At 67.3% G+C, this 22,569-nt stretch carries 18 protein-coding genes; 4 read left to right on the top strand and 14 right to left on the bottom strand.

The window, feature by feature from the left end:
- Window positions 1-18: 18 nt before the first annotated feature.
- On the bottom strand, window positions 19-843 hold the full coding sequence (locus tag EZ304_RS02650; protein WP_099553260.1) for an alpha/beta fold hydrolase: 825 nt from the start codon (window positions 841-843) through the stop codon (window positions 19-21).
- A gap of 186 nt (window positions 844-1,029) precedes the next feature.
- Between EZ304_RS02650 and EZ304_RS02645 the strand changes: the two genes are divergently transcribed.
- On the top strand, window positions 1,030-1,425 hold the full coding sequence (locus EZ304_RS02645; RefSeq protein ID WP_099553262.1) for a DUF4124 domain-containing protein: 396 nt from the start codon (window positions 1,030-1,032) through the stop codon (window positions 1,423-1,425).
- A gap of 78 nt (window positions 1,426-1,503) precedes the next feature.
- Here EZ304_RS02645 and EZ304_RS02640 read toward each other — a convergent pair whose 3' ends face one another.
- The 13 genes from EZ304_RS02640 to EZ304_RS02580 form a co-directional block, all read right to left on the bottom strand.
- Entirely contained in the window at window positions 1,504-2,217 is a 714-nt protein-coding gene (locus EZ304_RS02640; RefSeq protein WP_012480553.1) for a DUF2968 domain-containing protein, read from the bottom strand.
- A 99-nt stretch (window positions 2,218-2,316) separates the two neighbouring features.
- Window positions 2,317-4,470, bottom strand: a complete 2,154-nt coding sequence (locus EZ304_RS02635; RefSeq protein WP_099553264.1) for a TadG family pilus assembly protein — start codon at window positions 4,468-4,470, stop codon at window positions 2,317-2,319.
- An 8-nt stretch (window positions 4,471-4,478) separates the two neighbouring features.
- Window positions 4,479-4,937 carry a DUF3613 domain-containing protein gene (locus tag EZ304_RS02630; RefSeq protein WP_099553266.1) on the bottom strand — a complete coding sequence of 153 codons (459 nt, stop codon included), beginning with the start codon at window positions 4,935-4,937 and terminating at the stop codon, window positions 4,479-4,481.
- Window positions 4,934-5,824: a Flp pilus assembly protein TadD gene (locus EZ304_RS02625; RefSeq protein WP_099553268.1), complete on the bottom strand. Its 891-nt coding sequence runs from the start codon at window positions 5,822-5,824 to the stop codon at window positions 4,934-4,936. The genes EZ304_RS02630 and EZ304_RS02625 overlap by 4 nt, the downstream gene beginning before the upstream one ends.
- Window positions 5,824-6,759: a type II secretion system F family protein gene (locus EZ304_RS02620; protein WP_142806189.1), complete on the bottom strand. Its 936-nt coding sequence runs from the start codon at window positions 6,757-6,759 to the stop codon at window positions 5,824-5,826. The genes EZ304_RS02625 and EZ304_RS02620 overlap by 1 nt, the downstream gene beginning before the upstream one ends.
- Window positions 6,760-6,787: 28 nt before the next feature.
- On the bottom strand, window positions 6,788-7,744 hold the full coding sequence (locus tag EZ304_RS02615; RefSeq protein ID WP_099553272.1) for a type II secretion system F family protein: 957 nt from the start codon (window positions 7,742-7,744) through the stop codon (window positions 6,788-6,790).
- Window positions 7,745-7,746: 2 nt separating this feature from the next.
- Complete coding sequence (locus tag EZ304_RS02610) at window positions 7,747-9,096, bottom strand: CpaF family protein (RefSeq protein WP_099553274.1); 1,350 nt, start codon at window positions 9,094-9,096, stop codon at window positions 7,747-7,749.
- Window positions 9,081-10,337, bottom strand: a complete 1,257-nt coding sequence (locus EZ304_RS02605; protein WP_099553276.1) for an AAA family ATPase — start codon at window positions 10,335-10,337, stop codon at window positions 9,081-9,083. Before EZ304_RS02605 ends, EZ304_RS02610 begins: the two co-directional genes overlap by 16 nt.
- 28 nt (window positions 10,338-10,365) lie before the next feature.
- A complete protein-coding gene (locus EZ304_RS02600) occupies window positions 10,366-11,721 on the bottom strand; it encodes a type II and III secretion system protein family protein (RefSeq protein WP_099553278.1) in 1,356 nt (451 codons plus the stop codon).
- Between the two features lie 18 nt (window positions 11,722-11,739).
- The gene (gene cpaB, locus EZ304_RS02595) at window positions 11,740-12,777 is read right to left on the bottom strand and encodes a Flp pilus assembly protein CpaB (protein ID WP_099553280.1); all 1,038 of its coding nucleotides are present in this window, start codon (window positions 12,775-12,777) and stop codon (window positions 11,740-11,742) included.
- A 23-nt stretch (window positions 12,778-12,800) separates the two neighbouring features.
- On the bottom strand, window positions 12,801-13,277 hold the full coding sequence (locus EZ304_RS02590; protein ID WP_099553282.1) for a TadE/TadG family type IV pilus assembly protein: 477 nt from the start codon (window positions 13,275-13,277) through the stop codon (window positions 12,801-12,803).
- The gene (locus tag EZ304_RS02585) at window positions 13,274-13,819 is read right to left on the bottom strand and encodes an A24 family peptidase (protein WP_142806188.1); all 546 of its coding nucleotides are present in this window, start codon (window positions 13,817-13,819) and stop codon (window positions 13,274-13,276) included. Before EZ304_RS02585 ends, EZ304_RS02590 begins: the two co-directional genes overlap by 4 nt.
- A gap of 89 nt (window positions 13,820-13,908) precedes the next feature.
- The gene (locus EZ304_RS02580; protein WP_099553287.1) at window positions 13,909-14,112 is read right to left on the bottom strand and encodes a Flp family type IVb pilin; all 204 of its coding nucleotides are present in this window, start codon (window positions 14,110-14,112) and stop codon (window positions 13,909-13,911) included.
- 693 nt (window positions 14,113-14,805) lie between these two features.
- Here EZ304_RS02580 and EZ304_RS02575 point away from each other — a divergent pair.
- From EZ304_RS02575 to EZ304_RS02565, 3 genes are all read left to right on the top strand, one after another.
- The gene (locus EZ304_RS02575; protein ID WP_099553288.1) at window positions 14,806-15,786 is read left to right on the top strand and encodes an AraC family transcriptional regulator; all 981 of its coding nucleotides are present in this window, start codon (window positions 14,806-14,808) and stop codon (window positions 15,784-15,786) included.
- A 235-nt stretch (window positions 15,787-16,021) separates the two neighbouring features.
- Window positions 16,022-21,571 carry an ESPR-type extended signal peptide-containing protein gene (locus EZ304_RS02570; RefSeq protein ID WP_142806187.1) on the top strand — a complete coding sequence of 1,850 codons (5,550 nt, stop codon included), beginning with the start codon at window positions 16,022-16,024 and terminating at the stop codon, window positions 21,569-21,571.
- A 61-nt stretch (window positions 21,572-21,632) separates the two neighbouring features.
- Window positions 21,633-22,469 (top strand): OmpA family protein, encoded by an 837-nt coding sequence (locus EZ304_RS02565; protein ID WP_099553292.1) that lies wholly within the window; start codon window positions 21,633-21,635, stop codon window positions 22,467-22,469.
- Window positions 22,470-22,569 lie beyond the last annotated feature (100 nt).

Raw genomic sequence — 22,569 nt, 5'->3', positions numbered from 1 at the left:
GGGCGCCGCCGCGGGACATCAATTGCGTGCAAAGGCCAGCAGGTCGGCGTTGAACTGGTCGGCGTGGGTGACGGTCAGTCCGTGCGGGGCACCGGCGTACACCTTCAGCTCGGCGTCCCTGATGATCTGCGAGGACAGCCTGGCCGAAGCATCGAACGGCACGATCTGGTCGTCATCGCCATGCACCACCAGTGCTGGCACGTCGATCTTCCTGAGGTCTTCGGTGTAGTCGACTTCCGAGAACTCATGGATGCAGTCGTACTGGCCCTTGACGCCGCCGAGCATGCCCTGCAGCCAGAACGCATCACGCATGCCCTGGGTGACGCTGTTGCCATCGCGGTTGGCGCCGAAGAACGGCGTGGCCAGATCCTTGAAGAACTGGGAGCGGTCGCCACCGGTACCCTTGCGGATGCCGTCGAACACCTCCATCGGGGTGCCGGCCGGGTTGCTGGCGGTCTTCAGCATCAACGGCGGCACGGCACCGACCAGTACCACCTTGGCCACGCGCTGGCTGCCATGGCGGCCGATGTAGTGCGCCACTTCGCCACCACCGGTGGAATGGCCGACGAGGATCGCGTCCTTCAGGTCCAGCGCCTCGATCACCGCGGCCAGGTCATCGGCGTAGGTGTCCATGTTGTTGCCATCCCAGGTCTGGCTCGAACGGCCGTGGCTGCGACGGTCGTGAGCGATCACGCGGAAGCCGTTCTGGCCCATGAACAGCATCTGCGGGTCCCAGGCATCGGACGACAGCGGCCAGCCGTGGGCGAACACGATCGGCTGGCCGGTACCCCAATCCTTGTAGAAGATGCGGGCGCCGTCGGCGACGGTGACGAAGTTGCTCATTGCGGTTTCCTTGGCGGAAGGGAGGGGCGGCGCCGGCGGACATGCCGGTACCGCCGGCAGTACAGCGCACGGCCCGGTGGGTGGCTTGCACGGCTGTGCTGGATTGACCGGGGTGTGACGTGTATCGCTCTGGAACCCGGCGGCGTCCGCGCTGACGATGATGGCCGGCCTGTCCAGGAGCGTGCGATGTCGAGAGTGCGATGCAGCCCATTGCTGTGCCTGCTGCTGGCCACAGCGGTTCACGCGCAGACCAACGTCTACAAATGCGTGGACGGTCCGCATCCGGTCTATCAGCAGACACCCTGCCAGGGGCGCGCGGAATGGCGCTGGGAGGTGCCGGAGGAGCAGTCGCTGTCGCGCGGAGCAGTGCCAAAGCCGGCCAGGGCGGGTGGCGCGGTGCTGGCGCCACCACGCATCGTGCGCTCGGGGCGGGCGCAGGCCGCGCTGATACCGATCAGTACGGACCCCGGGGCCTGTGAGCGCGCACGACAGCAACGCGGGGAGGTGCTGGCCAGGAGCAAGCGCCTGGACTTCGTGCAACGCCGTCAGCTGGACGACGCGGTGTACGACGCCTGCCGCTGAGCGTGGTGGCTCACGAAAGGCCGAAAACGACAACGGCGCCCTTTGGCGCCGTTGTGCGTGGATGCGGATGGCCGGGCCTCAGCGACCGTCGCTGGCGGCAGCCGGTGCCGGCGAAGGCACGCTTTCCGGCTTGGGCAGGCTCAGTTCCGGGTTGCCCTGTTCGGCCTGCAGGATCTGGATGCGGCGCTGCAGGGCGTCCAGCTGGCTGTTGGTGCTCTGCACGTCGGTGCTGAGGCTGACCGCCTGCTGCTGCGCCTGCTGCAGGGCCGCGCTGACCTGGGCCGACTGCGCCTGCTGCTGTTCCATTTCCTGCTGCAGGGTGCGCAGGCGTTCCTCGTTGTAGGCCACCAGGCGCTCGGTGTAGCGCTTGCCGGCTTCCAGGCGGGTGGTATCGATGTACACCTGGGCCAGCTGCTCGGACTGCTGGGCAAAGGTACGGTAGACCCGCTCGGCGTTGTCGACGGCATCGGTCTTGATCACCCGCCAGAAGTTCTTCTCCTGGAACAGGGCGACGTAGTAGGTCAGGGTGTTGGCGTTGAACAGCAGGCTGGCGCCGTAGTTGCCGTTGTAGGTCGTGCGCAGCTCGGTCAGCTGGCGCGAATCCATCAGCTGCTTGAGTTCGTCAACGGTGTTGCGCACCACCGGCGCGCTGCGTGCGGCCGGCTCTGCGGCTGCCTCACGGTCGCCACGGGCAGCCATCGCCGCCGGTGCCACCAGCATCATGGCCACGGCCAGCAGTGCCGCGCCGCGCGCGTGCCGGGCGAAGACCGCGCCCCCTGAAGTTTCTCGCATGTCTAGACCATCCACGGATGAGTGTGGGTTGAGATGAAGGTGGTTCCCCGCCGGGAGTCTAGCATGGGCGCGGGCGCCGCCAAGGGCGCCCGTCACGGGTCAGTAGACCAGCTGCGCCGCGCTGCACTGGATCGACTGCACGTTGACGTCGGTGCGGCCGAGTTCCAGGCCCAGCACGCTCGCCAGCAGGTTGGTCAGCAGGGTGCCGACGCTGTTGAGCACCGGCCGCAGGGCGGCCAGGATCGGCTTGAGCAGCGTGCACAGCAGGCCGCTGCAGCTCACGCTGCCATCCGGATTGGTGACGCCGGTTCCACCGGTACCATCGAGGAAGCCGGCCGGTGCGGTCTGGATGTACGAGGCCAGGTTGTTGCGTACACACCCGTTGTAGTCGATCAGGTTGCCCAGCAGGCTGTCGCAGCGGTTGATCAGCAGGCCACCCACCAGCGATCCCAGCAGCCCATCGAGCACGCCCAGTCCCTGGCCGGTGACGGTCACCTTGAACGCATCCCAGACCGGACCGTCCTTGTGGCAGGTGGCCAGGTTCAGCAGGCCGCAGGCGTAGGGCAGGCCTCCGGGCACGGTCCAGCTGTTGAGCGGGGCCAGTTGTCGGCTTGCGTCGCCATCGCGCAGCAGTGGAATCAACTTGTCCACCTCATAGCGGGTGTTCGGCGGGAAGGTGGCCTGCAGGTAGCGGTCGGCCAGTGCCTTGGCGGTGTCGTTGGCGCTCATGCCCTGCTTGGGTGAGCTGAGCATGCCCGACAACACGCGCAGCAGTTCATTGACCAGGTCCGACACCGCGTTGCCCACTGCAAGTGGATTGATCCGGGTCGAAGCGGTCTCGCCGGCGGCAAGGGTCAGGTTCTGCGAGCTGGTCAGGGCAGGCAGGGTGATCCTGTCATTGATCAAGGGTTGCCCGAGCAGTTTCAGCAGCTGCTCGTTCTTCAGGGAGTCGTCGCAGACATTACTCCTGGAAAAGCGTTGCGCCGGGTCGACATTGCCGACACAGGCGCGCAGCACCGACGAGTCGACCCGAATGGTGGCCTTCTGTGGGCTGGCGCCGCATTGGATGCCGGTCAGCGTGCCCATCGCATTGGCGACATCGACATGCAGTGGCAGGTGCAGTCGCGTGCCGAGCAGGTTCAGCAGCGGGCCCACCGCGAACAGGTTGTTGCTGTCCACGTCCACCATCAGCCGCACCTGCGCGTTGTACGCGCGGGTACCGACACCACCGATGGCGATCGAGGGCGGCTCGACCACGCCGGCCTGGATGTTGATGCCCAGCAGGTCCAATCCCTTGACCGCCACGCCGTTGCCGTCGTTGGCGATGGAGATGGCGGTGCTGATCAGGTTGAGGACGTTGACCTTCGTTTCCAGCGCGCTGCCGACGGTGCCATCCGGCGAGACGACTTCGGCGAACAGGCCACCGCCGCCGGACTGGCTGCCCAGCACGATATTGAGCTTGTTGATGTCCAGCTGGGTGGCGACCAGGTCGGACAGCGCGCGCAGCTGTACGCCAACGGTGGTATCGCGGCCGACCACGGTGGCGGTGGCATCGACCAGCTGCGCCAGCGAGATCTTGTTGACCGACAGCAACCGGTTGAAGTCGGCCACGCTGAGGTTGGCGCTGACCGGGATGTTCAACGCCTTGAGCAGACCCGACGGCGTGACGTTGGCCTGGGCGAGGCCGTCATAGGAAAGCACGGTGGCATTGGTGACATCCAGGCCGACCAGGCGCAGGGTCGACAGCAGTACCGAGTCGCCATTGGTACGCAGCAGCTGCGAACCGACCGCGAACACCGCAGTCGGTTCGGAGCGTCGGGCCACCGCCTCCACGCTGACGGTGGGCAGGCTGGTGTTCTGGCCAAAGAACGGCAGCACGCTGCGCTGTGCGACCACCTGCACGGCATTGCGTGGGTTGCTGGCATCGACGGTGGTGACGAAGCGGTTCGACGTGCTGCGTGCGGCGCTCCAGTTGCCGCAGCGGATCTGCAGGGAGCCTGCAAACCTGTTCTGGGTGACCGCGCTCTGCCGCGCCGCGCTGTTGTCGCTGTTGTCAGACGTGCACAGTTCCAGCCGTTGTGCACCGGCCAGTGCAGCAAGGTCTGCGACCTTCTGTGCGTCACGCTTGGCCCAGAACAGGTAGCCGATCTCGATCAGGCCCAGCATGGCGAGCAGCGCCAGCATGACCAGCATCATGGTGACCGACATGCCGCCGCGTGGGCGGCTGAAACTGAACTGGCGTGGGCGTTTCATGGCCTACCTCAGCGTCCGGATGAGGATGTTCCCTTGGACTTGGCGACATCGGTTTCGAAAAAGTCCGGGATCTCGTGTTCGAAGCTCTTCAAGTAGCGGGCGTAGCTCAACGTGGCCTGGTCGCCGAGGATCGGCAGGCGTTGCCCGGCCTGCTGCCCCGATGCCTGCAGGCGGAACAGGTCGCGCGCGGTATCGCCGATCTGCGTGCGTGCAGGGCGGGGCGCTGGTGCGAGGTGGTCGGTGGCAATGATCGGCGGGGCGGTGGCCGGTGATCCCGATGGAGCAGGGGCTGCAAGGTCCACCGTGGCCAATGCCTCGGACTGCAGTGGCTGCGTGGCCGCTGCGACCGGTGCGCTGCCGCCGAGCATCTGCCCGGTCAGGGGTTGCTGCTGCGCCCGCGCGCCGCTGGCCATCAGCAGGCAGACAAGTGCAGGCAACAGGCGTCGGGTCAGGGGCATCGCGCTCATGGAGTGTTCCCGTTCGGCTGATCGGAGGTGCTGAAGCGTTCCAGCATCGAGGGCGGCAGGCGCTGTGGATCGCGCGCATCACGGATGTCGCGACGTGGTTCGGCGGCCAGGCGCGTGGCGCCTTGCGGCGCGCGGGAGGTGGCATCGGCGCTTGCGCGGGTGGACGGGGACGCAGGGGCAACCTGTGCCGCGGCGGCCTGGCGCTGCTGCAGGCGAGCACGGATCTGCGCGGCCTGCTGCTGGATGCTGCGGCGGGTGTCCTCGTTGAGGTTGGCCTGCTCGGCGAGGCGCTCTGCGGTGGCGGCGTCGCCGCGCAGCACGGCCCACAGGGCAAGGTTGGCCGTGGCCTTGGGGTTGCCTGGAGACAGCTCCAGTGCCTTGGCCAACGGTTCACGGGCCTGTTCGAACTGGCCTGCACGCAGGCGTGCATAGCCGAGATCGCCCAGGTAGTCGGTGTTCAAGGGCTGCAGCTGCGTGGCCCGGGCCAGTGCCTCCTCGCTGCCGCCATCGTCGTCACGGCGCGCCGCGATCAGGCCCAGGCCGTGGGCGGCTGCAGCGGCCTGCGGGCCAGTGGAGAGCTCGCGGTACAGGGTGATGGCAGCGTCGGCCTGCCCGGTCTCGCGCAGGGCGTCGGCCTGCAGCAGGCGCAGCGCCGGCGGATCGCCGTAGCGCTGGCGGAAGGCATCGACGTGGGCCAGCGATGCATACCAGGCACCCTGCTGCTGCATGCGCCCGATCAGTTCCAGGTAGGCATTGCGGCTGTCCTGCGGTGCCGGTTCGGGTGCAGCCAGGCTGGGGGCGCGCAGGTACTTCGGCGTCGTCGACGCGCAGCCGCTGGCAACGGCGGCGAGGGCAAGAAGCAGGCAGGAGGTGCGCAGGGCAGGCATCAGGGCGATCCCATCTTGGACATGGTGGTGGCCAGCGCGACCAGCGCCGGTCCGGCAAGAACCAGCATCAGCGCTGGCAGCAGGGTCAGCATCATCACCACGGTCATCTTCACCGAGAGCTTGCCGACCTTTTCCTTCAGGGTGTTGCGGCGCTGTTCCCGCAGCCGGATGCTGAACTGCCGCAGCGGCTCCTGCACCGCGCCGCCATGTGCGTGCACCTGCAGGATCAACTGCATCAGGCTGGTGAGGTCATCATCGGCGTAGACCTCGCTCAGGCGGCGCAGGGACTGCGCCCGCGTGCGACCATGGGTGTACGCGACGTTGGCCTCCTGCAGTTCGCCGCCGAGCACCGGCAACGCATCGCGCAGCTTGTCGCCCAGCGTCTGCAGGCTCTGGTCCATGCTGAATCCCACGCCCTGCAGCAGGCGCAGCAGGTCGATCAGCAGGGGCAGCTCGTTGTCGACGGCGCGTCGGCGCCGCTTCACCCACGAAGAGAGGATGAACTTCGGCAGCAGCAGGCCAGCTGCGAGCGCACCGATCACGACCATCATCTTGGCCAGCCCCTGGGCGCTGCTGAATGCCAGGGCCAGCACCAGCACCAGCACGCCCAGCAGCAGGCGCAGGCCAAGATAGATGGCGGTGCCACGGCGTGTGTTCCAGCCCGCCAGGTCCAGCAGCAGCCGGTCTTCATTGGCCAGCAATGCAGATTCCAGACGGCCGCCACTGAGTGCGCGCCCGAAGCGTTCCAGCCAACCGAGCGAATCACGGCGCGCTGCCTCCGTGTCGCGTGCCTCATCCCGGGGTTGCAGAGCGGTCTTCAAGGTGGCCGAGGTGCGCTGTTCGCGGTGGCTGCGGACCCACCCGGCAATACCCAGCAGGGCAATGCCAGCAGCAAGCACCAGCAGCGACAGGGCAAACCAGGTGCTGGCACTCATCGGGCACCTCCGTGGCGGATCCGGGTGGTCATAGCGACTTGGCCAGGCGATAGAGCAGGAACGCGCCAAGCAGTTCCAACCCGAGCGCGATCAGCAGGATCTTGTGACCCAGTGGATCGTGCAGCACCGGCTGGAAGAACTCAGGGCTGGAAATCGCCATCAGCACCGCGCTGGCCGGTGGCAGCAGGCCGAGCACCCAGGCCGACATGCGCGTTTCCGACGTGGTCGCGGCCAGCTCCTGCTGGGCCTGCTCCAGGTCGCGCATGAAATCGCCCATGCGCTGCAGGATCTGATCGGAACGTCCGCCGATGCGCACGCTGACCCCGATCACCACGGACAGCACCTTGAGCACATCCATCCGGTAGGGCTGTGCTGCCAGGCTCAGGGCACGGTCCAGGTCCATGCCGCTGCGTGCGTAGCGCACGGTGGTGTCCAGCAGTCCGCGCAGCGGCGCGCTGGTCTGCATCGACGCCACCTGGAAGGCCGCCTGCAGGCTGTTGCCCAGCGCGGTCAGCCGCACCAGGTTGTCGAGGAAGTCCGGCAGCTGATGCAGCAGCTGTGCACGCAGTTTCGTGGTGCGGCGCATGACCCACAGCCAGCAGGCCAGCAGGTACAGCAGCAGGGTCAGGGGGAACATCCACGCCGTGCCGAGCCTGAGCATGGCCACGACCGAAAGCACCAGGCCCGGCACCAGCATCATGATGGGCAGCTTCCAACCCGTCTGCAGGCCGGCACGTTGCAGCAGGCCGTCCAGTGGCAACACCCGGCGCCCGGCACTTGCCGGCCGCGCCGGGTCGTTGGCGGCGGCCACGGATGCCCCGGCCGGGGCGCCGCCACTGGCCCCCCCGCGCGCCAGCTGCTGCTCGGCGTGCTGCAGCGAGGCCTGGCGCTGTTCGCGGTTGCTGGCGGTGCCCCACAGCCACACCGCAAGCGCCAGCAGCACCGAGATGATGCTCAGTACACCCAGCAGCAGGCCCGTGCCCATGCTCAGAAGTCTCCGTACAACGATTCGCGCAACTGCTGGCGGAACGGTTCCAGCTTGTGCGAATGCGGATGGAAGCCCAGGCCGATCCAGCGATCGGTTTCCTTGCCGTTGCCGTCGATCTGCAGTTCGTGACGGAACATTTCCTGGGTCGTGATCAGGTTGTCGCTGACACCGGTGATTTCCGTGATCGAGACCAGTACGCGCCGGCCGCTGCCCAGCCGCGAGATCTGCACGATGAAGTCGATGGCGCTGGCGATCTGCCGGCGCAGGCTGTCCTCGCTGCCCTGGAACCCGGCGAAACCGGCCAGCATCTCGATGCGGTACAGGCAGTCACGGGGCGAGTTGGCGTGGATGGTCGCCATCGATCCGTCATGGCCGGTGTTCATGGCCTGCAGCATCTCCAGGACTTCGGCACCACGCACCTCGCCGACCACGATACGGTCGGGGCGCATGCGCAGGCTGTTGCGGACCAGGTCGCGTATGCTCACCGCACCATGGCCTTCAGCGCCGCCGATGCGGCTTTCCAGGCGGACCACGTGCGGATGGTTGAGTGACAGCTCGGCGGTGTCCTCGACGGTGATCACGCGTTCGTTCGGCGGCACGTAGCTGGCCAGGGCGTTCAGCAGCGAGGTCTTGCCCGAGCTGGTGCCGCCGGACACCAGGATGTTGCAGCGGCCCAGCACCATCGCCTTCAGCAGCGCCTGCATCGGCGCATCGAAGGTGCCCTTGGCCAGCAGCTCGTCGGGGGTGAACGGGTCCTTGCGGAACTTGCGGATGGAGACCATCGGCCCATCCACCGCCAGCGGCGAGATGATCGCGTTGAGTCGGCCGCCGTTGGGCAGGCGCGCGTCGACCATCGGGTTGGAGTCGTCCAGGCGGCGACCCAGCGGTGCGAGGATGCGGCGCAGGATGCGCAGAAGGTGGGTGTCGTCGGTGAATCGCTGGGTGGCGCGCTTGAGCTGCCCTCCCTGCGAGACGTGCACATCCTTGAATCCGTTGATCAGGATGTCTTCGATCGTCGGGTCGTGCAGCAGGTCGTCGAGCGGGCCGAAGCCGGTCAGCTCCTTGACCAGGCCTTCGGCGACCACCTGCATCTCCTCCTCGTTGATCGGGATGCGCCATTCCTGGATGAAGCCGACCGTCTGCACCTGCACCCAGCGGGCGATGGTGTCAGGCGCCCAGGAATCGATGTCGATGCGCTCGTCCTCGATGCTGTTGAGCAGGTGCTCATGCGCGGCCGACAGCACCTTCTGGTACTGCTCGGTCTGCGCGAACGGCAGGTGTCCCGGGGTGCTGTCGGGCAGCACCGGGCGGGTGGCGGCATGCGGGAACGGGGTTACCTTGTCTTCCATTGCGATCCACCCAGGGCAAGGGAGAGTCTTTCCCGCAGGCCGTGTGCCTGGACCGGGCAGGCAGCCGGATCCAGGCGCGACACGAGCGGGGCGAGGGCACGCAGGTAGGGGTCGCGCGGTGCGTCCTGCAGCAGCAGGTGCCCCTGGCTGGCCGCCAGGCGCACGCGCGGGCGCTCGGGTAGCGTGGCCAGCAGTGGCACTTCGAATCGGCGTGCGATCTGGTCGGGGCTCATGCCGCTGCTGTCGTCGTGGCGGTTGATCACCAGCTGCAGGCGCTTCTCGCGTTCGCGCTGGCCGGCCAGGTGTTTCAAGGCCTGGTCGAGCGATACCAGCGTGGCGATCGACGCGTCCGTGACCAGCCAGATCTCGTCGGCCTGGTCCAGCAGCAGGGGCGGCAGCTGCCGCAGCGGGCAGCCACCGGCATCGCACAGTACGCTGGCGAACACGCTGCGCAGGCGCTGCAGCAGTGCGCCCGGGTCCGACGGCGGCACGGCATCACTGCCGCTGGCGCGGTCGAGCAGCACCAGGCCGGTGTCATGCCGAGCCATCGCGGTGCGTGCGAGGGTGGCATCGATGCGGCTGGCGTTGCGCAGTGCATCTTCGTAGTGGAAGCGGCTGTCCAGGTTGAGGTACAGCGCCAGGTCGCCGGACGGCTGCGCCAGTTCCATCAACAGGCCGTCCTGCTGCAGGGCCTCGCCCTGCGCCAGTGCGCGGGTCTGCTGGGCCAGTACCGAAAGATGCGCGGCAAGGGTGCTGGTGCCGACCCCGGCACGCACGCCCAGCAGCACGATCAGGCGCGCCTTGTGCGCATGCTGGGCGGTGGCGGCTGGACGCGGCGAAAGGGCACGGCGCAATGCAGCCTCGATGCCGATGTTGTCGCTGTCCAGGTCCAGCACATCGCGCAGGCCGGCGCGCAGCGCGATCACCACGCCTTCGACCTGGGCGGCGCTGGTGGCGCCGACCGCGACCAGAGGCAGGTCGGGCTGGGTCTGCTGCAGCTGTTGCGCCAGCAGGCTGGAGGCCGCGGCGTGTTCCGGGCGGAAGTCGAGCAGCACCAGGCTCTGTGGCCCACGCTGCAGATCCTGTGCGGAGGTCGGCATGCTGCTGTCCTGCCAGTGCAGGGTGGTGGTCGGCGGCAGTTTCGCCGCCAGCCGGGGCAGCAGTTCGCGATCCATCCCGTACAGGACCAGATTCATCGGCGGTCCTTGCGGATGCAGCGGCTGGGCGGTGGCGTAGGGCATGGGCGTGGTATCGCAGGCATCATGAGAATCAGCGTGAGAAGCCAGGTACCGGATCCTGGCTGATCGGGCCAAGCAGCCAGGCCCCCCACTCGGGAAGGTTCGGCTTGGCTTCGCGTTCGCCAGGCAACGGCAGCTCGGTATTGCGCGCCAGCGGCTGCACCAGCCGCGGCGTGACGATGATCACCAGCTCCTTGTCCTGTCGCTTGTAGTCGAAGTTGCGGAAGAACGAACCGATGATCGGCAGGTCGCCCAGCAGGGGAATCTTGCCGACGTTGGAGACGACATTGGAGCTGACAAGGCCACCGATCACGAAGCTCTCGCCGTCGCCAAGTTCGACCGTGGTGTCGGCACGGCGCGTGGTGATCGACGGAATCTGCACGCCATTGAGGGCAATGGCGTTGCTGTAGTCCAGATCACTGGCTTCGGGGGCGACCTTCAGGGCGATGCGGTTGGGGGCCAGCACCGTCGGGGTCACGGTCAGGCCGATGCCGAACGGCTTGTAGGTGATGGTGGTGGTGCCCAGTCCCTGCGGTTCCAGGATAGGCAGCTCGCCGCCGGCCAGGAAGCTGGCGCTCTGGCCGGACAATGCGACGAGGGTAGGTTCGGCCAGCACGCGCGCCATGCCGTTGCTCTGCAGCAGGTCGACATCGGCGTTCCACAGGCCCTTGGTCGAGCCGAACACCAGCCGGAACGCCGAAGAGATGGGCGACTCGGCCTCATTGCCGGAGTTGCCTTCCTTCATGCCCGGCAGGATGCCGGTATTGCCCGGCAGCTGTCCGCCCGGGCGGGCGAAGCCGTAGGCGAAGTTGCCATTGCGGTTCTGGAAGCTGATGCCGATCTGCTTCAACGCGGTCTTGTTGAATTCGACCACCTTGACCTCGACCTGGACCACGCCGCCGCTGCTGACCGTCGACGCATCGGCAAGCAGCCCGTCCTTGCCCAGCGCCATGGCGGCGGTCTTCTGCTCCTGCATGTGCGAGAGCACGCTGTCGGTGCTTCCCTGCAGCAGGCCCTGGTTGTCCTGCTGGGTAAACACCAGCCCATTCGAGCCTGCGTCTGCCGCGCCCTGCACGGCACTCTGTACGCGCACCTGCAGGCGTTGCGGCTCGGCCTGCTTGCGGTGCCACAGCAGGAGCGTCGTCGTACCCGGCGCCTTTCCGACCAGCAGTGCCTGGCGCTGCCCACGCAGCATCACGATGTCGGCGACGCCCGGGTCGGCGATGGCGACCCGTTCCAGATCGGCCGGGAGGGTCCATGGGCGCTGCTCACGCGCCTGCAGCACGAGATCGTCGGCGGCCACGCTTGTCGCCGGAGCCAGCAGCACCAGCAGCAGGGCCAGCCAGCGCTGGCGGGGAGAAGGGCGTGGGCGGCGGCGTTCGGTCATGGATGCGCTCGATGCAGGTCAAAGGGAACCACGGGGGGCGGAGCTGTCGCCACGGATGATCTCGATGCCCGACGCACGCGGTGCACTGCGCCGAGCCGCCGGCGCACGCGCCGGGGCCTCCGGGTTGCTGCGGGCAGCGGTGTTGCCGCGGCCGGCGAGGGCATCACCATCGATGCCGGCGAAGGCGTGGTTCTCCGGCCGCTGCAGTGCGAGCTGCTGTTCGGCATCGAGGCCACGCACAGGATCGATCACGCCACGCGCCTGTGGAAACAATGCAAGGTCAGGTTGCCCCGTATCAGCCGGGTTGCGCAGGGCCAGGAACAGCTTTCCCTGTTGCGCCCCCAGCAGCAGCCGGTTGGCATCGGCCACCGGCACTGCCAGCACCGCGCTGCGTGCCGGCTGGGTGGCCTCGTTGCCAGCGCCATGGCTGCTGCCATTACCGGTGATGTCGGCGGCGCGGGGGTCGTTGCGGGTATCGCCCTCGTTGCCGGCGACTGCATCGCTGGTGACCGGAGCGATGTCCTGTTGACCGTAGCTGAGCACGCGCAGCCGTGACAGCAGCAGGCGGGTCTGCGCGGCCTCCGCCGGGCCGCTGGCGTTGGGCTGGGCATTGCGCAGGTTGAGGAAGACATCGACGAAATCACCCGGCAGGATGCGGTTTCCAGCACCGACAAGTTCATCCACCGGAACGGCCAGTGCGCGTTCGCCCGGGCGCAGCTGCAGGGAGAATCCCTGTGCCAGGGCGCTGCTGCTGATGGCGGTGCCCTCGGCGATGTCCTGCACCGGTACCTTGCCGACCACGGCAGAGAGGGTGGTGGCAGCACCGGCTACCGCGTTGGTCCGCTGCGCCAGGCGCAGGCCGTTGGCGGTGATCGGTTCACCGGCAGGCAGCCGGGCCACGGCTTCGACCACGGTGATCGCCTGGGCTTCGCTGTGCGCGACGGGGGCAGCCGCCGCCGGCGCGGCCGGTTTGCGCCCGATCATCAGGGCGATCACTGCCAGCAGCACGGCCAGCCCGATCAGGGCGACGGCAGCGATGCGGGTCAACTTGAGCATGGAACCGTCTCCTGTACCGATCGTCAGTTGCCGCTGCCGAGGTCGAGCTGGGCGACCGCGACACTACGGATGGGAGCCTGCATCACCCACTTGTAAAGCGTGGCGGTGCCCGGCAGGAAGGGATGGCTGGCGTAGTCATAGCTGACCGTCACCGTCATGCATTGGGCAGTGGCCAGGCCGGCGCAGGGCGCCTGTGCGGAGACCAGGATGGCGTTGCTACCGCCATTGCTGCAGTCGACACCCTGTCCAGAGAACTTCAACAGCCACTGCATCGAACTGCGGGCTGCAACGCAGGCGGCAGTACGCCGTTCATTGGCACTGCCATAGCGCAATGAAGCGCGAGCGCCCTCGGCCGAGGCCGTCGCCAATGTCTGTTGCGCGGCCATGATCATCACGCCGGAGAACGTGAACAGCAGCAGTGGCAGCAGGCCCAGCATCAGCATCAGGGCGAATTCGATGCTGGCCACGCCGCGCTGACGCCGTGGATTGCGGATGTTCATGCCACACCTCCATAGACGCTTGCCAGAACCCAGCCGATGCCGGCGATAGCCAGGTAGGCTGCATAGGGAATGCCGTGTCGTCCCTGGCGGGCGGCCTGCATGTCGCGCAGGGCAGGGTGTGATTGCCATTGGCTGCTGGCGCGGTTGACCTGCATCTGAAGGCCCGTAGGCAGCATCACGCCCAAACGGCGGCCAACAATGATCACTGCCGCGTGCAGGCCGGCCGCGAGACTGGCCACCACCCAGATCGGCAGCAGGGCTTTCCAGCCCAGCATCAGGCCCAGTACCGCGAAGAACTTGACGTCACCGGCGCCCATCCAGCGGATGGCATAGAACGGCAGCAGGGCCACCAGGCCGAGCGCCGCGCCCGCTGCGTGGGCAAGCCACGGCTGGCGCGGCGCGCTGAACTGCCCCGCGATGATCAATGCGATGGCAATGACGGATGCAGACAGCAGCCAGGCATTGGGCACCCGGCGGGCATACAGATCGCTGATCGCGATCCGCAGGCACACGCCGATGGCCAATAGTCCCAGCAACGTCATCGCACGCTCCGTCGTCCGTCATTGGACAGTCTGCAGTTGCCACCGGGCACATCCCAGCACCGCTGCAGGGATGTGCGATGCACGCAGGCTCAGCCGCCGCCGGTCGCAGGTGTCGACCCGGAGGCCTTGGTGGCGAGGTCGGAGAGGTTCTTGAACAGCGTCTCGAAGAACCCCTTGATCTCCTTGTTGCCGACCGCAATCAGGATGCCGGCGATGACGGCGGCCAGCAGCCCGTACTCGAGCGCGGTGACACCATCTTCTTCCTTCAGGAACTTGCGGATGGATGCGTTCATGGCCTTGTCTCCCTCTACTTGTTGTCTGCAGATGCAGGACACCTGTTGGGCGGTGGCCCGGCTCCGCCGGGATCGTCCGTGGGCCCCGCACGTCCTGGCGGGGTGGCATGACGGGAATGACCCGCCGTGCTCATTCTGGGTAATCGGCCCCGGGAGAAATACCGGCCGCAACGTTGCAACCACGCGGCGCTGCGCCGGTGGCCGAACTGTTCTGCGATACGGTCGTGGTCATGCGCTCCCCCAGGTGTGGCCGTTCTGAAGCGACCGGATCACCGTGTTATCGACTTTGCCTGAATGGCGGTTGGCTGCAACTGGAACCTATATGCAAATTCGGCAGAAACGCGTCGATCCTTAAACTTTCAGGCTGTTTCTGTGACGTATATCCGTTCGCTGGCAAAACGATTCATCGACGTGCAGATAATGTGATGTCGCAAATGGCGCATGCGAAAATCGTGCCACTGGCGACCACATTTTCTTCATCTGTGTATCTATTTTCTTCAATGCAGGGTTCGGGTTTACCTTCGATGATTATCGGGCATACTCGGTTTCAAGTTGCTGCTTTCAACAGGGTGGGTCGCGCGGCACCGGTCGCAGCCCTCCCGGAAATAGCGAAGGTTCCTGGAGGAATGGTGTGGCCCTGTCAGGCAGTGGGGGCCGCAGCGTGTTGCGGATCAACGGGGGGACGACACTGTCATGGTCGATGGTGGGGTAGAAGACAGCGACGACAGCGGCCTGCGATCGATCGATCTGGCGACGCTGAGCGGCGTACTTCGTGTGTGCGATGTCGAACTGCTGCTGCTCGATGGCAACGGGCCGCGGGCGGCCTTCGCTTCGCGCGTGCATGAGGAAGCCCTGTTCTGCAGCATCAGCTGCGGCTTCCATTGCCGTGGCCGCTTCATGCTGCCACCCGACTGGGCGATGCTGGGGTATCTGCACGCGACCGATGAAACACTGAGCTGGTGCCACGGGGTGCCGCTTACTCCTGGGATGGCGCTGACGGTGATGCCCGAAGGCATCAGCGAGTTCACGCTGAGCCCCGGTACGCACATGACCCTGATGCTGGTGCCGGTCGCACGGGTGCAACGCAAGCTGACCGAACTGAGCCTGCGCAGCACGCCACCCGCAGGCCAAGCACTTTCACTGTTCAATCTGGCGAACGATTCGGCACCACTCGCCCATCATTATCAGCAACTGCATCTTCAGCTCGGCCAGGGTGCTGGCCTGCAGCCGGAGGAAACCGAACGATTGCTGCACGAACACGTGCAGGCCCTGCTCGGTGCAGGCGCCGCCGATCGCCCTGGTTGCAGCCGCGCGCGGCGCACGCATTATCTGATCGCGCAGCGGGCGGAGAACTTCATGCGGCTCAACCTGCGCCGCAACATCTACATGAACGAGATATGCGACGCGGCGGGTGTCAGCGAACGCGGCCTGCGCTATGCCTTCGAGGATCTGTTCGGAACCTCGCCCAACCGCTATCTGTCCATGCTGCGGCTGTGCGCTGCCTGCCGCAGCCTGTCGATGGCCGATTCCAGCCGCCGTTCGGTGAAGGCGATCGCCCTCAGCTGCGGCCTCTGGGACCTCTCTCGTTTTGCCGACAATTACCGCAAGGTCTTCGGCGAACTGCCGCGCGATACGCTGATGCGCGCTCCCGCGCAGATCGGCCAGCCGGCCTGAATCAAGCGCCGCAAGGGTTTCGGGGTGGTTTCTGCCGGAATTGCGCATGCGCTTGCCGATATCGTTGCCGCTTCTGCATAACCGGCTGCCGATTCCGGCCGTGGATTTGCCGGAATGCGCGATTGCCGTGCCGGAATGAAGTGCGCAGCCGCCGCGGCGAGCGCTGAAATGTCAATCACCTGCCAAACGGCAAGTCCACTGACATTCCAGTTGTTCGCCTACGGGGGAAGTGCTCATGAATCGCATCTACCGGCGTGTATGGAACCGCCAGCTCAATGCTCTGGTCGTGGCCTCCGAACTGGCCACCGGCGACAGCGGTGGCAGTGCCGCGCGGGATCCGCGCGCCTTCCTGCTGATGCCCACCACGCTCGCCATGGCCCTGCTGTGTGCGCTGGCCAGTGGCCACGCAGGGGCATCCGAATCCAATCAATCGCTGCGTGATCTGCAGGCACTTGCAGCCAAGTACACGCAGCCCATGCCGGTCAAGGTCGATGCCGAGGTAGCCCTCGCGGCTGCCGCAAGCCAGGCCCAGAGCAGCCCGGCAATCAGCGCGGATGCGCGGGTCGGCCTGCAGTTGAGCACCGCGTCGCTGCCGGTGGTGCGTGACGTGCTGCCGGCCACCGTGCAGGTGAAGCTGGCCGCGAACACGGCGCCGAAGCAGGTCGCCGTCCCTGGGCTTGCTGCTGATGTCCGTGCGAAAGCCAACATCGGCCTCGGCGGTGCGCAGGTGGCATCAATCGATACCGGTGCACAGGCGGCCGCCGGCATCAGCGGCGCGCCGACAGGTGCGCTGCGGGGTCTGAAGGCTTCTGTTGATGGGGCGCTCGATTCGAAGGTGACGGTGGCAGGCCATCAGATCGACGCCCAGGGCCAGGCAAAGGCGATGGCGGCGATCACGCTGCCTGCCAGGGAGGAAGTGCCGGGAGAAACCCACGATCGGGCGATCACCGCAGCATTCGATGCCGGTGCAGCTGGCAAGGTGCGCGTGCAGGCGCCGGATGGCCAGGAAGTGGTTGCTGATCGCAATCTGAAACTGGCGGGCCAGGCAACGGCTGCGGCGCAGAACAGCGCACTGGGTGTCGGGGGGCTGGTGGGTGGCGTGGTCGGCGCCGCGGGCAACGCCGTCGGTGGTGCGCTCAACGGCACCGTCGGCAGTGTGGGCGGCGCCGTGGGTGGCACGCTCAACAACACTGTAGGCGCCGTGGGCGGTGCACTGAATGGCGCCGTGGGCACGGTCGGCGGCGCGGTTGGTGGTGCGCTCAATGGCACCGTCGGCAGTGTGGGCGGTGCCGTGGGTGGCACGCTCAACAACACTGTAGGCGCCGTTGGCGGTGCACTGAATGGCGCCGTGGGCGCGGTCGGCGGCGCGGTTGGTGGTGCGCTCAACGGCACCGTCGGCAGCGTGGGCGGCGCCGTGGGTGGCTCGCTTAATAACACTGTAGGCGCCGTTGGCGGTGCACTGAATGGCGCCGTGGGCACGGTCGGCGGCGCGGTTGGTGGTGCGCTCAATGGCACCGTCGGCAGTGTGGGCGGTGCCGTGGGTGGCACGCTCAACAACACTGTAGGCGCCGTTGGCGGTGCACTGAATGGCGCCGTGGGCACGGTCGGTGGTGCGCTCAACGGCACCGTCGGCAGCGTGGGCGGCGCCGTGGGTGGCACGCTCAACAACACGGTGGGCGCCGTGGGCGGTGCACTGAATGGCGCCGTGGGCACGGTCGGCGGCGCGGTCGGTGGTGCGCTCAACGGCACCGTCGGCAGCGTGGGCGGCGCCGTGGGTGGCTCGCTTAATAACACTGTAGGCGCCGTAGGCGGTGCACTGAATGGCGCTGTGGGCACGGTCGGCGGCGCGGTCGGCGGAGCCCTCAACGGCACCGTCGGCAGCGTGGGCGGCGCCGTGGGTGGCACGCTCAACAACACCGTAGGCGGCGCATTGAATGGTGCAGCAGGCACTGTCGGCGCGGTTGGAGGCGCTGTTGGCGGAGCTCTCAATGGCACCGTCGGTAGTGTGGGCGGCGCGGTAGGCGGCACGCTCAACAACACCGTAGGCGCCGTTGGCGGCACGGTTGGCAGCGTCGGCACTGCGGTAGGCGGCACGCTCAACAACACGGTCGGTTCCGTCGGCGGCCTGCTCAATGGCGCCACCGGCTCCGGCACTGGCCTGGGTGGCCTGCTGGGCAACACGCTTGGCAACGTCGGCAGCGCCGTAGGCAACCTGCTCAACGGCAATCTCAACGGCACGGTCGGCAACCTGGGCAGCGCGGTGGGTGGCCTGGTGGGGGGCACGCTGGGCGGTCTCGGCCTGACCAAACCCTCGGCGATCCCGCCGACCAGCCCGAAGGCGCCGGCGGCGGCCGACCCGAATGCGGGGCTGATCATCGGTACCGGTGGCCTGGTCGGCAATGTCGGCCAGCTGATCGGGCCGACCACCACCAGCCTGTTCGGCGGCAACGGCTACCTGAGCAACGGAAATCTCAAGCTCAGCAACGCCAACGTGATGCAGACCTATTCGACGGTCAATGTGCTGGGCCTGCCGGTGGTCAACCTGTCGCCAGTGGGCAGCACGCTCAACGGTCTGGGCGGCGCGGCCACGGGTGGCAGCTCGCACCTGACCCTGATCGGTGGTGTCACCTCCGACAGCTACATCTACAACATCAACAACGGCAATCCGGGCGGCCTGCTGGGCCTGCTGTTGCCGAAGGATTCACCTGCATGGGCAGCCAAGTGCCTGGACATCGCCCTGGCTGACATCTCGTGCTGGGCGGTCAACGCCGCGCAGGACTACCAGGTGCTGATGGGCGACGGTGCGTTCGCCAACGGTTCGAAGGAAGTGGTGATCGGTGCCAACGCACGTCATGAGTTGCCGAAGGTTGATGCGAACGTCGCCTTCCCGGGTGATGGGGTCAACGACCCGAGCAACCCGACCGGTGTGCCGACCGCAGACTACGCTGCACGCATGGGCCATTCGGTGATCGTCGGTGACAGTGCCGTGGGTACCGCCAACGGCCAGACCCTGCTGGGTGCTGAAGCCACCTCCAACCAGGCCAACTCGGTGGCACTGGGTTACCGTTCGGCCGCACTGCGCGGTGCGCAGGCCAGCTACAGCGCTTACGGCCTCACTGCGCCGCAGGTCTCGGCCGGTGAAGTGTCGGTGGGTACCGCCGGTGGCGGCGAGCGCCAGATCACCAACGTCGCGGCCGGCAGCGTCAACACCGACGCGGTCAACGTGGCCCAGTTGAAGGGCGCGATCAGCCTGATCAACGGCGTGGCCGATGCCGCTGTGACCTACGACCTGGACGGTGCCGGCAACCCGAACTATCGCCGCGTCACCCTCGGTGCGGGCACCGGCACCACGACCATCGGCAACCTGGCCGGCGGCGCGATCACCGCAGGCAGCCTGGAGGCGGTCAACGGTGGCCAGCTGGCTGGTACCAATGCAGCCATCGCCAGCTTCTTCGGTGGTCGCGCGGCGTTCGATCCGGCCAGTGGTGTCTTCACCGCACCGCTGTTCGAGATCAGCAGCATCTCCACCGGTGGTGCCATCGCCAAGGGTCTGTACGAAAACGCCACCGACGCGTTCGCGGCCGTCGATGGCTCGCTGGTCAACCTCAACACGCAGATCACCGATATCCGCAATGGCGGAACCAAGTACCTGCGGGTGAACTCCACCGGCACCGAGGCCGTGGCCAGCGGCACCGATTCAATCGCAGTCGGTACCAACGCCCGCGCCACCGCCGCCAACAGCATCGCGGTGGGCGCTGGCAGCCTGGCCGACCGTGCCAACAGTGTGTCCATCGGCGCGGCCGGTGCCGAGCGCCAGGTCACCAACCTGGCCGCCGGTACGGCGGCGACCGATGCGGTGAACGTGGGCCAGCTGCAGGCGTCCGAGCAGGGCGCCCTGCGCTACGACCTCAACGGCGATGGCAGCGTCAACTACGCCAGCGCCACGCTTGGCCAGACCGGCACCGCCACCACGCTGCGCAACCTGGGCCCGGGCCAGGTCAGTGCCACCAGCAGTGAAGCCATCAACGGTGCCCAGCTGTTCGCCGCCAACCAGGCCGTGGCCACCCACCTCGGTGGTGGTGCAGCGGTCAACGCCAGCGGTGTGCTGACCGCCCCGACCTACTCGATCAACAACGTGGCCGCCAACGGCACGATCACCAAGGGCAACTACAACGACGTCGGTACGGCCTTCGACGCGGTCAGCAACTCGCTGGCCAATGTGGCCGACCAGACCGGCGAGATCGACAAGCTGGCCGTGAAGTACGACGTCGACGGCGGCGGCAACGTGATCAACAGTGTCTCGCTGAAGGGCACCGGCACCGGTGCTGTGAAGGTGACCAACGTCGCCGCCGGCAGCATCCTGGCTGGCAGCAGTGATGCCATCACCGGCGACCAGCTGTTCAGCACGAACAGCACCATCGCCAACTACTTCGGTGGCACCACCGCCTACAACGGCACCACCAACGTGTGGACCGCACCAAAGTTCAGCATCTCCAGCATCGCTACCGATGGCACCTTCACCAGCGGTGACTACAACAACGTCACCGCCGCATTCACCGCGGTGGACGGCTCGCTGAAGGTTCTCAACCAGCGCATCACCAATGGTGGCGGTGGCAGCGCCTACCTGGCGGTGAACTCGACGGCAGCGGCTGCAACGGCGGCCGGCGCGGAAGCGGTGGCGGTCGGCCCGCAGGCGAGTGCGGCCGGTGCCAACAGCGTCGCGGTCGGCAACGGCGCCAGCGCCAGTGCCGGCAACAGCGTGGCGCTGGGTGCCGGTTCGGTGGCCAGCGTCGGTGCCCAGAGTGGCTACACCGGTGCCTACGGGCAGACCGGCGCCAGCAACTCGGCCGGTGAGGTCTCGGTCGGCAGCACCGGCAGCGAGCGCAAGATCACCCATGTCGCCGACGGCTCCGATACGTACGACGCAACCAATGTGGGCCAGCTGAAGAACGGCGTGAACTACGCCATCGATGAATCGAAGAAGTACACCGACCAGAAGATCCAGAACATCACCAACGTGGCCGGCAGCTTCCGCGCCAACAACACCAACAACCTGGCCGATCCGTCCGCCAGCGGGGCCAATTCGGCCGCAGGTGGCGCAGGCTCCACCGCCGCGGGTGCCAACTCGACCGCGCTGGGCAATGGTTCGCAGGCGCAGGCCGACAACTCGGTGGCGCTGGGTGCGGGTTCGGTGGCGAACCGGGCCAACACGGTCTCGGTCGGTGCCGCCGGTGCCGAACGCCAGGTCGTCAACGTGGCCGACGGTTCGCAGGCCACCGATGCGGTCAACGTGCGCCAGCTGCAGGCCTCGCAGCAGGGCACGATCCGTTACGACACCACGGTGAACGGCGCGACCAACTTCAACAGTGTCACGCTGGGCAGTACCAACAGCGGCCCGACCACGGTGCGCAACGTCGCCGCCGGCACCGCCGGTACCGACGCGGTCAACGTGGACCAGCTGAAGTCGGGCATGGCCCAGACCTTGGATTGGTCGAAGGCGTACACCGACGAGCGCATGGGTGGCTTCGAGCGCGACCTGCGCAAGACCGACAACCGCGCCTCGGCGGGTATCGCGTCGGCGATGGCCACCGCAGCCCTGCCGCAGCCCAGCGAAGCGGGCCGCAGCATGGCCTCGGTTGCCGCCGGCAGCTACAACGGCGAGTCGGGCGTGGCGGTCGGCATCTCCGGTGTCTCCGAGGGAGGGCGCTGGATCTACAAGTTCAGCGGCTCGACCAACAGCCGTGGCGAGGCCGGTGTGGCCGTCGGTGCCGGCATCCAGTGGTGATCGCCGCCGCCGGGCCGCAGGCGCGGCCCGGCATCGCGGAAACGTCCAAAGGGGGAATGACATGAAACAGCATCGCATCGCCCGCACCGGCCAGATGGTCGCAGTGCTGGGCCTGATCCTGGGAATGGGCCTGTTGGCCGCCTGCCGCAGCCATGCGCCGGCCGCCGACGGCCCTGCCGAAACCACCGCCGTGCAGTTCCCGGAGGCCTCGAAGGCCTCGTTGAAGGAAGGCATCTATCCCGACGTCGCCGACCTGCGCCGCTTCGCGCCGGGCATGAGCAAGCGGCAGCTGTATACCTTGCTGGGAACGCCGCACTTCAACGAAGGCATGTGGGGCGTGCGCGAGTGGAACTACCTGTTCAACTTCCGCACCGCGCAGGGCGCGGAGTACTTCACCTGCCAGTTCCAGGTGCGCTTCGACAGCAAGGGCATCGCCCAGGGGGGCTACTGGAAGCCGGAATCGTGCGCGGCGGTGATCGAACCGCCACGGCCACCGGCGCCGCCGGCACCGGCACCGTTGCCGGAGCAGCCGCTGCGCCTGTCGGCCGACGCGCTGTTCGGCTTCGACAGCGCGGTGCTCAGCGCCGAAGGCCAGCAGGCGGTGCAGGGCGTGCTGGCGCAGGTGCGCGAGGCCAGTCAGGTGCAGTCGATCCGGGTGACCGGGTACACCGACCGTATCGGCAGTGCCAGCTACAACCAGACCCTGTCGCAGCGACGTGCCGAGGCCGTGCGCAGCGCGCTGGTGCAGGGTGGGGTGCCTGCGGCCAGCATCAGCGCCGAAGGGCGGGGCGCAGCCGAGCCGATCGTGCAGTGCGAGCAGCGCAACCGTCGCGAGCTGATCGCGTGCCTGGCACCGAACCGGCGCGTGCAGATCGCCGGGATGGCCCAGCCGCGCTGACAGTTCCACGCCGGGGAAGTGTCCCGGTATTCCGAGTCCCCCCTGACCGCCGGCAGGACGTGGTTACGTCTCCCCCGTCGACCACGCCTGCCGGTGGCTC

The organism is Stenotrophomonas maltophilia (assembly GCF_006974125.1).
Taxonomy (GTDB): domain Bacteria; phylum Pseudomonadota; class Gammaproteobacteria; order Xanthomonadales; family Xanthomonadaceae; genus Stenotrophomonas; species Stenotrophomonas maltophilia_O.
Note: the sequence above shows the minus strand (reverse complement) of the source record. Positions and strands in the feature narration are given on the sequence as shown.

Excerpts from the sequence above, each read along its gene's own strand:
- EZ304_RS02650 (WP_099553260.1), bottom strand. The coding sequence starts at position 843 with ATGAGCAACTTCGTCACCGTCGCCGACGGCGCCCGCATCTTCTACAAG.
- EZ304_RS02645 (WP_099553262.1), top strand. The coding sequence starts at position 1,030 with ATGTCGAGAGTGCGATGCAGCCCATTGCTGTGCCTGCTGCTGGCCACA.
- EZ304_RS02640 (WP_012480553.1), bottom strand. The coding sequence starts at position 2,217 with ATGCGAGAAACTTCAGGGGGCGCGGTCTTCGCCCGGCACGCGCGCGGC.
- EZ304_RS02635 (WP_099553264.1), bottom strand. The coding sequence starts at position 4,470 with ATGAAACGCCCACGCCAGTTCAGTTTCAGCCGCCCACGCGGCGGCATG.
- EZ304_RS02630 (WP_099553266.1), bottom strand. The coding sequence starts at position 4,937 with ATGAGCGCGATGCCCCTGACCCGACGCCTGTTGCCTGCACTTGTCTGC.
- EZ304_RS02625 (WP_099553268.1), bottom strand. The coding sequence starts at position 5,824 with ATGCCTGCCCTGCGCACCTCCTGCCTGCTTCTTGCCCTCGCCGCCGTT.
- EZ304_RS02620 (WP_142806189.1), bottom strand. The coding sequence starts at position 6,759 with ATGAGTGCCAGCACCTGGTTTGCCCTGTCGCTGCTGGTGCTTGCTGCT.
- EZ304_RS02615 (WP_099553272.1), bottom strand. The coding sequence starts at position 7,744 with ATGGGCACGGGCCTGCTGCTGGGTGTACTGAGCATCATCTCGGTGCTG.
- EZ304_RS02610 (WP_099553274.1), bottom strand. The coding sequence starts at position 9,096 with ATGGAAGACAAGGTAACCCCGTTCCCGCATGCCGCCACCCGCCCGGTG.
- EZ304_RS02605 (WP_099553276.1), bottom strand. The coding sequence starts at position 10,337 with ATGCCCTACGCCACCGCCCAGCCGCTGCATCCGCAAGGACCGCCGATG.
- EZ304_RS02600 (WP_099553278.1), bottom strand. The coding sequence starts at position 11,721 with ATGACCGAACGCCGCCGCCCACGCCCTTCTCCCCGCCAGCGCTGGCTG.
- cpaB (WP_099553280.1), bottom strand. The coding sequence starts at position 12,777 with ATGCTCAAGTTGACCCGCATCGCTGCCGTCGCCCTGATCGGGCTGGCC.
- EZ304_RS02590 (WP_099553282.1), bottom strand. The coding sequence starts at position 13,277 with ATGAACATCCGCAATCCACGGCGTCAGCGCGGCGTGGCCAGCATCGAA.
- EZ304_RS02585 (WP_142806188.1), bottom strand. The coding sequence starts at position 13,819 with ATGACGTTGCTGGGACTATTGGCCATCGGCGTGTGCCTGCGGATCGCG.
- EZ304_RS02580 (WP_099553287.1), bottom strand. The coding sequence starts at position 14,112 with ATGAACGCATCCATCCGCAAGTTCCTGAAGGAAGAAGATGGTGTCACC.
- EZ304_RS02575 (WP_099553288.1), top strand. The coding sequence starts at position 14,806 with ATGGTCGATGGTGGGGTAGAAGACAGCGACGACAGCGGCCTGCGATCG.
- EZ304_RS02570 (WP_142806187.1), top strand. The coding sequence starts at position 16,022 with ATGAATCGCATCTACCGGCGTGTATGGAACCGCCAGCTCAATGCTCTG.
- EZ304_RS02565 (WP_099553292.1), top strand. The coding sequence starts at position 21,633 with ATGAAACAGCATCGCATCGCCCGCACCGGCCAGATGGTCGCAGTGCTG.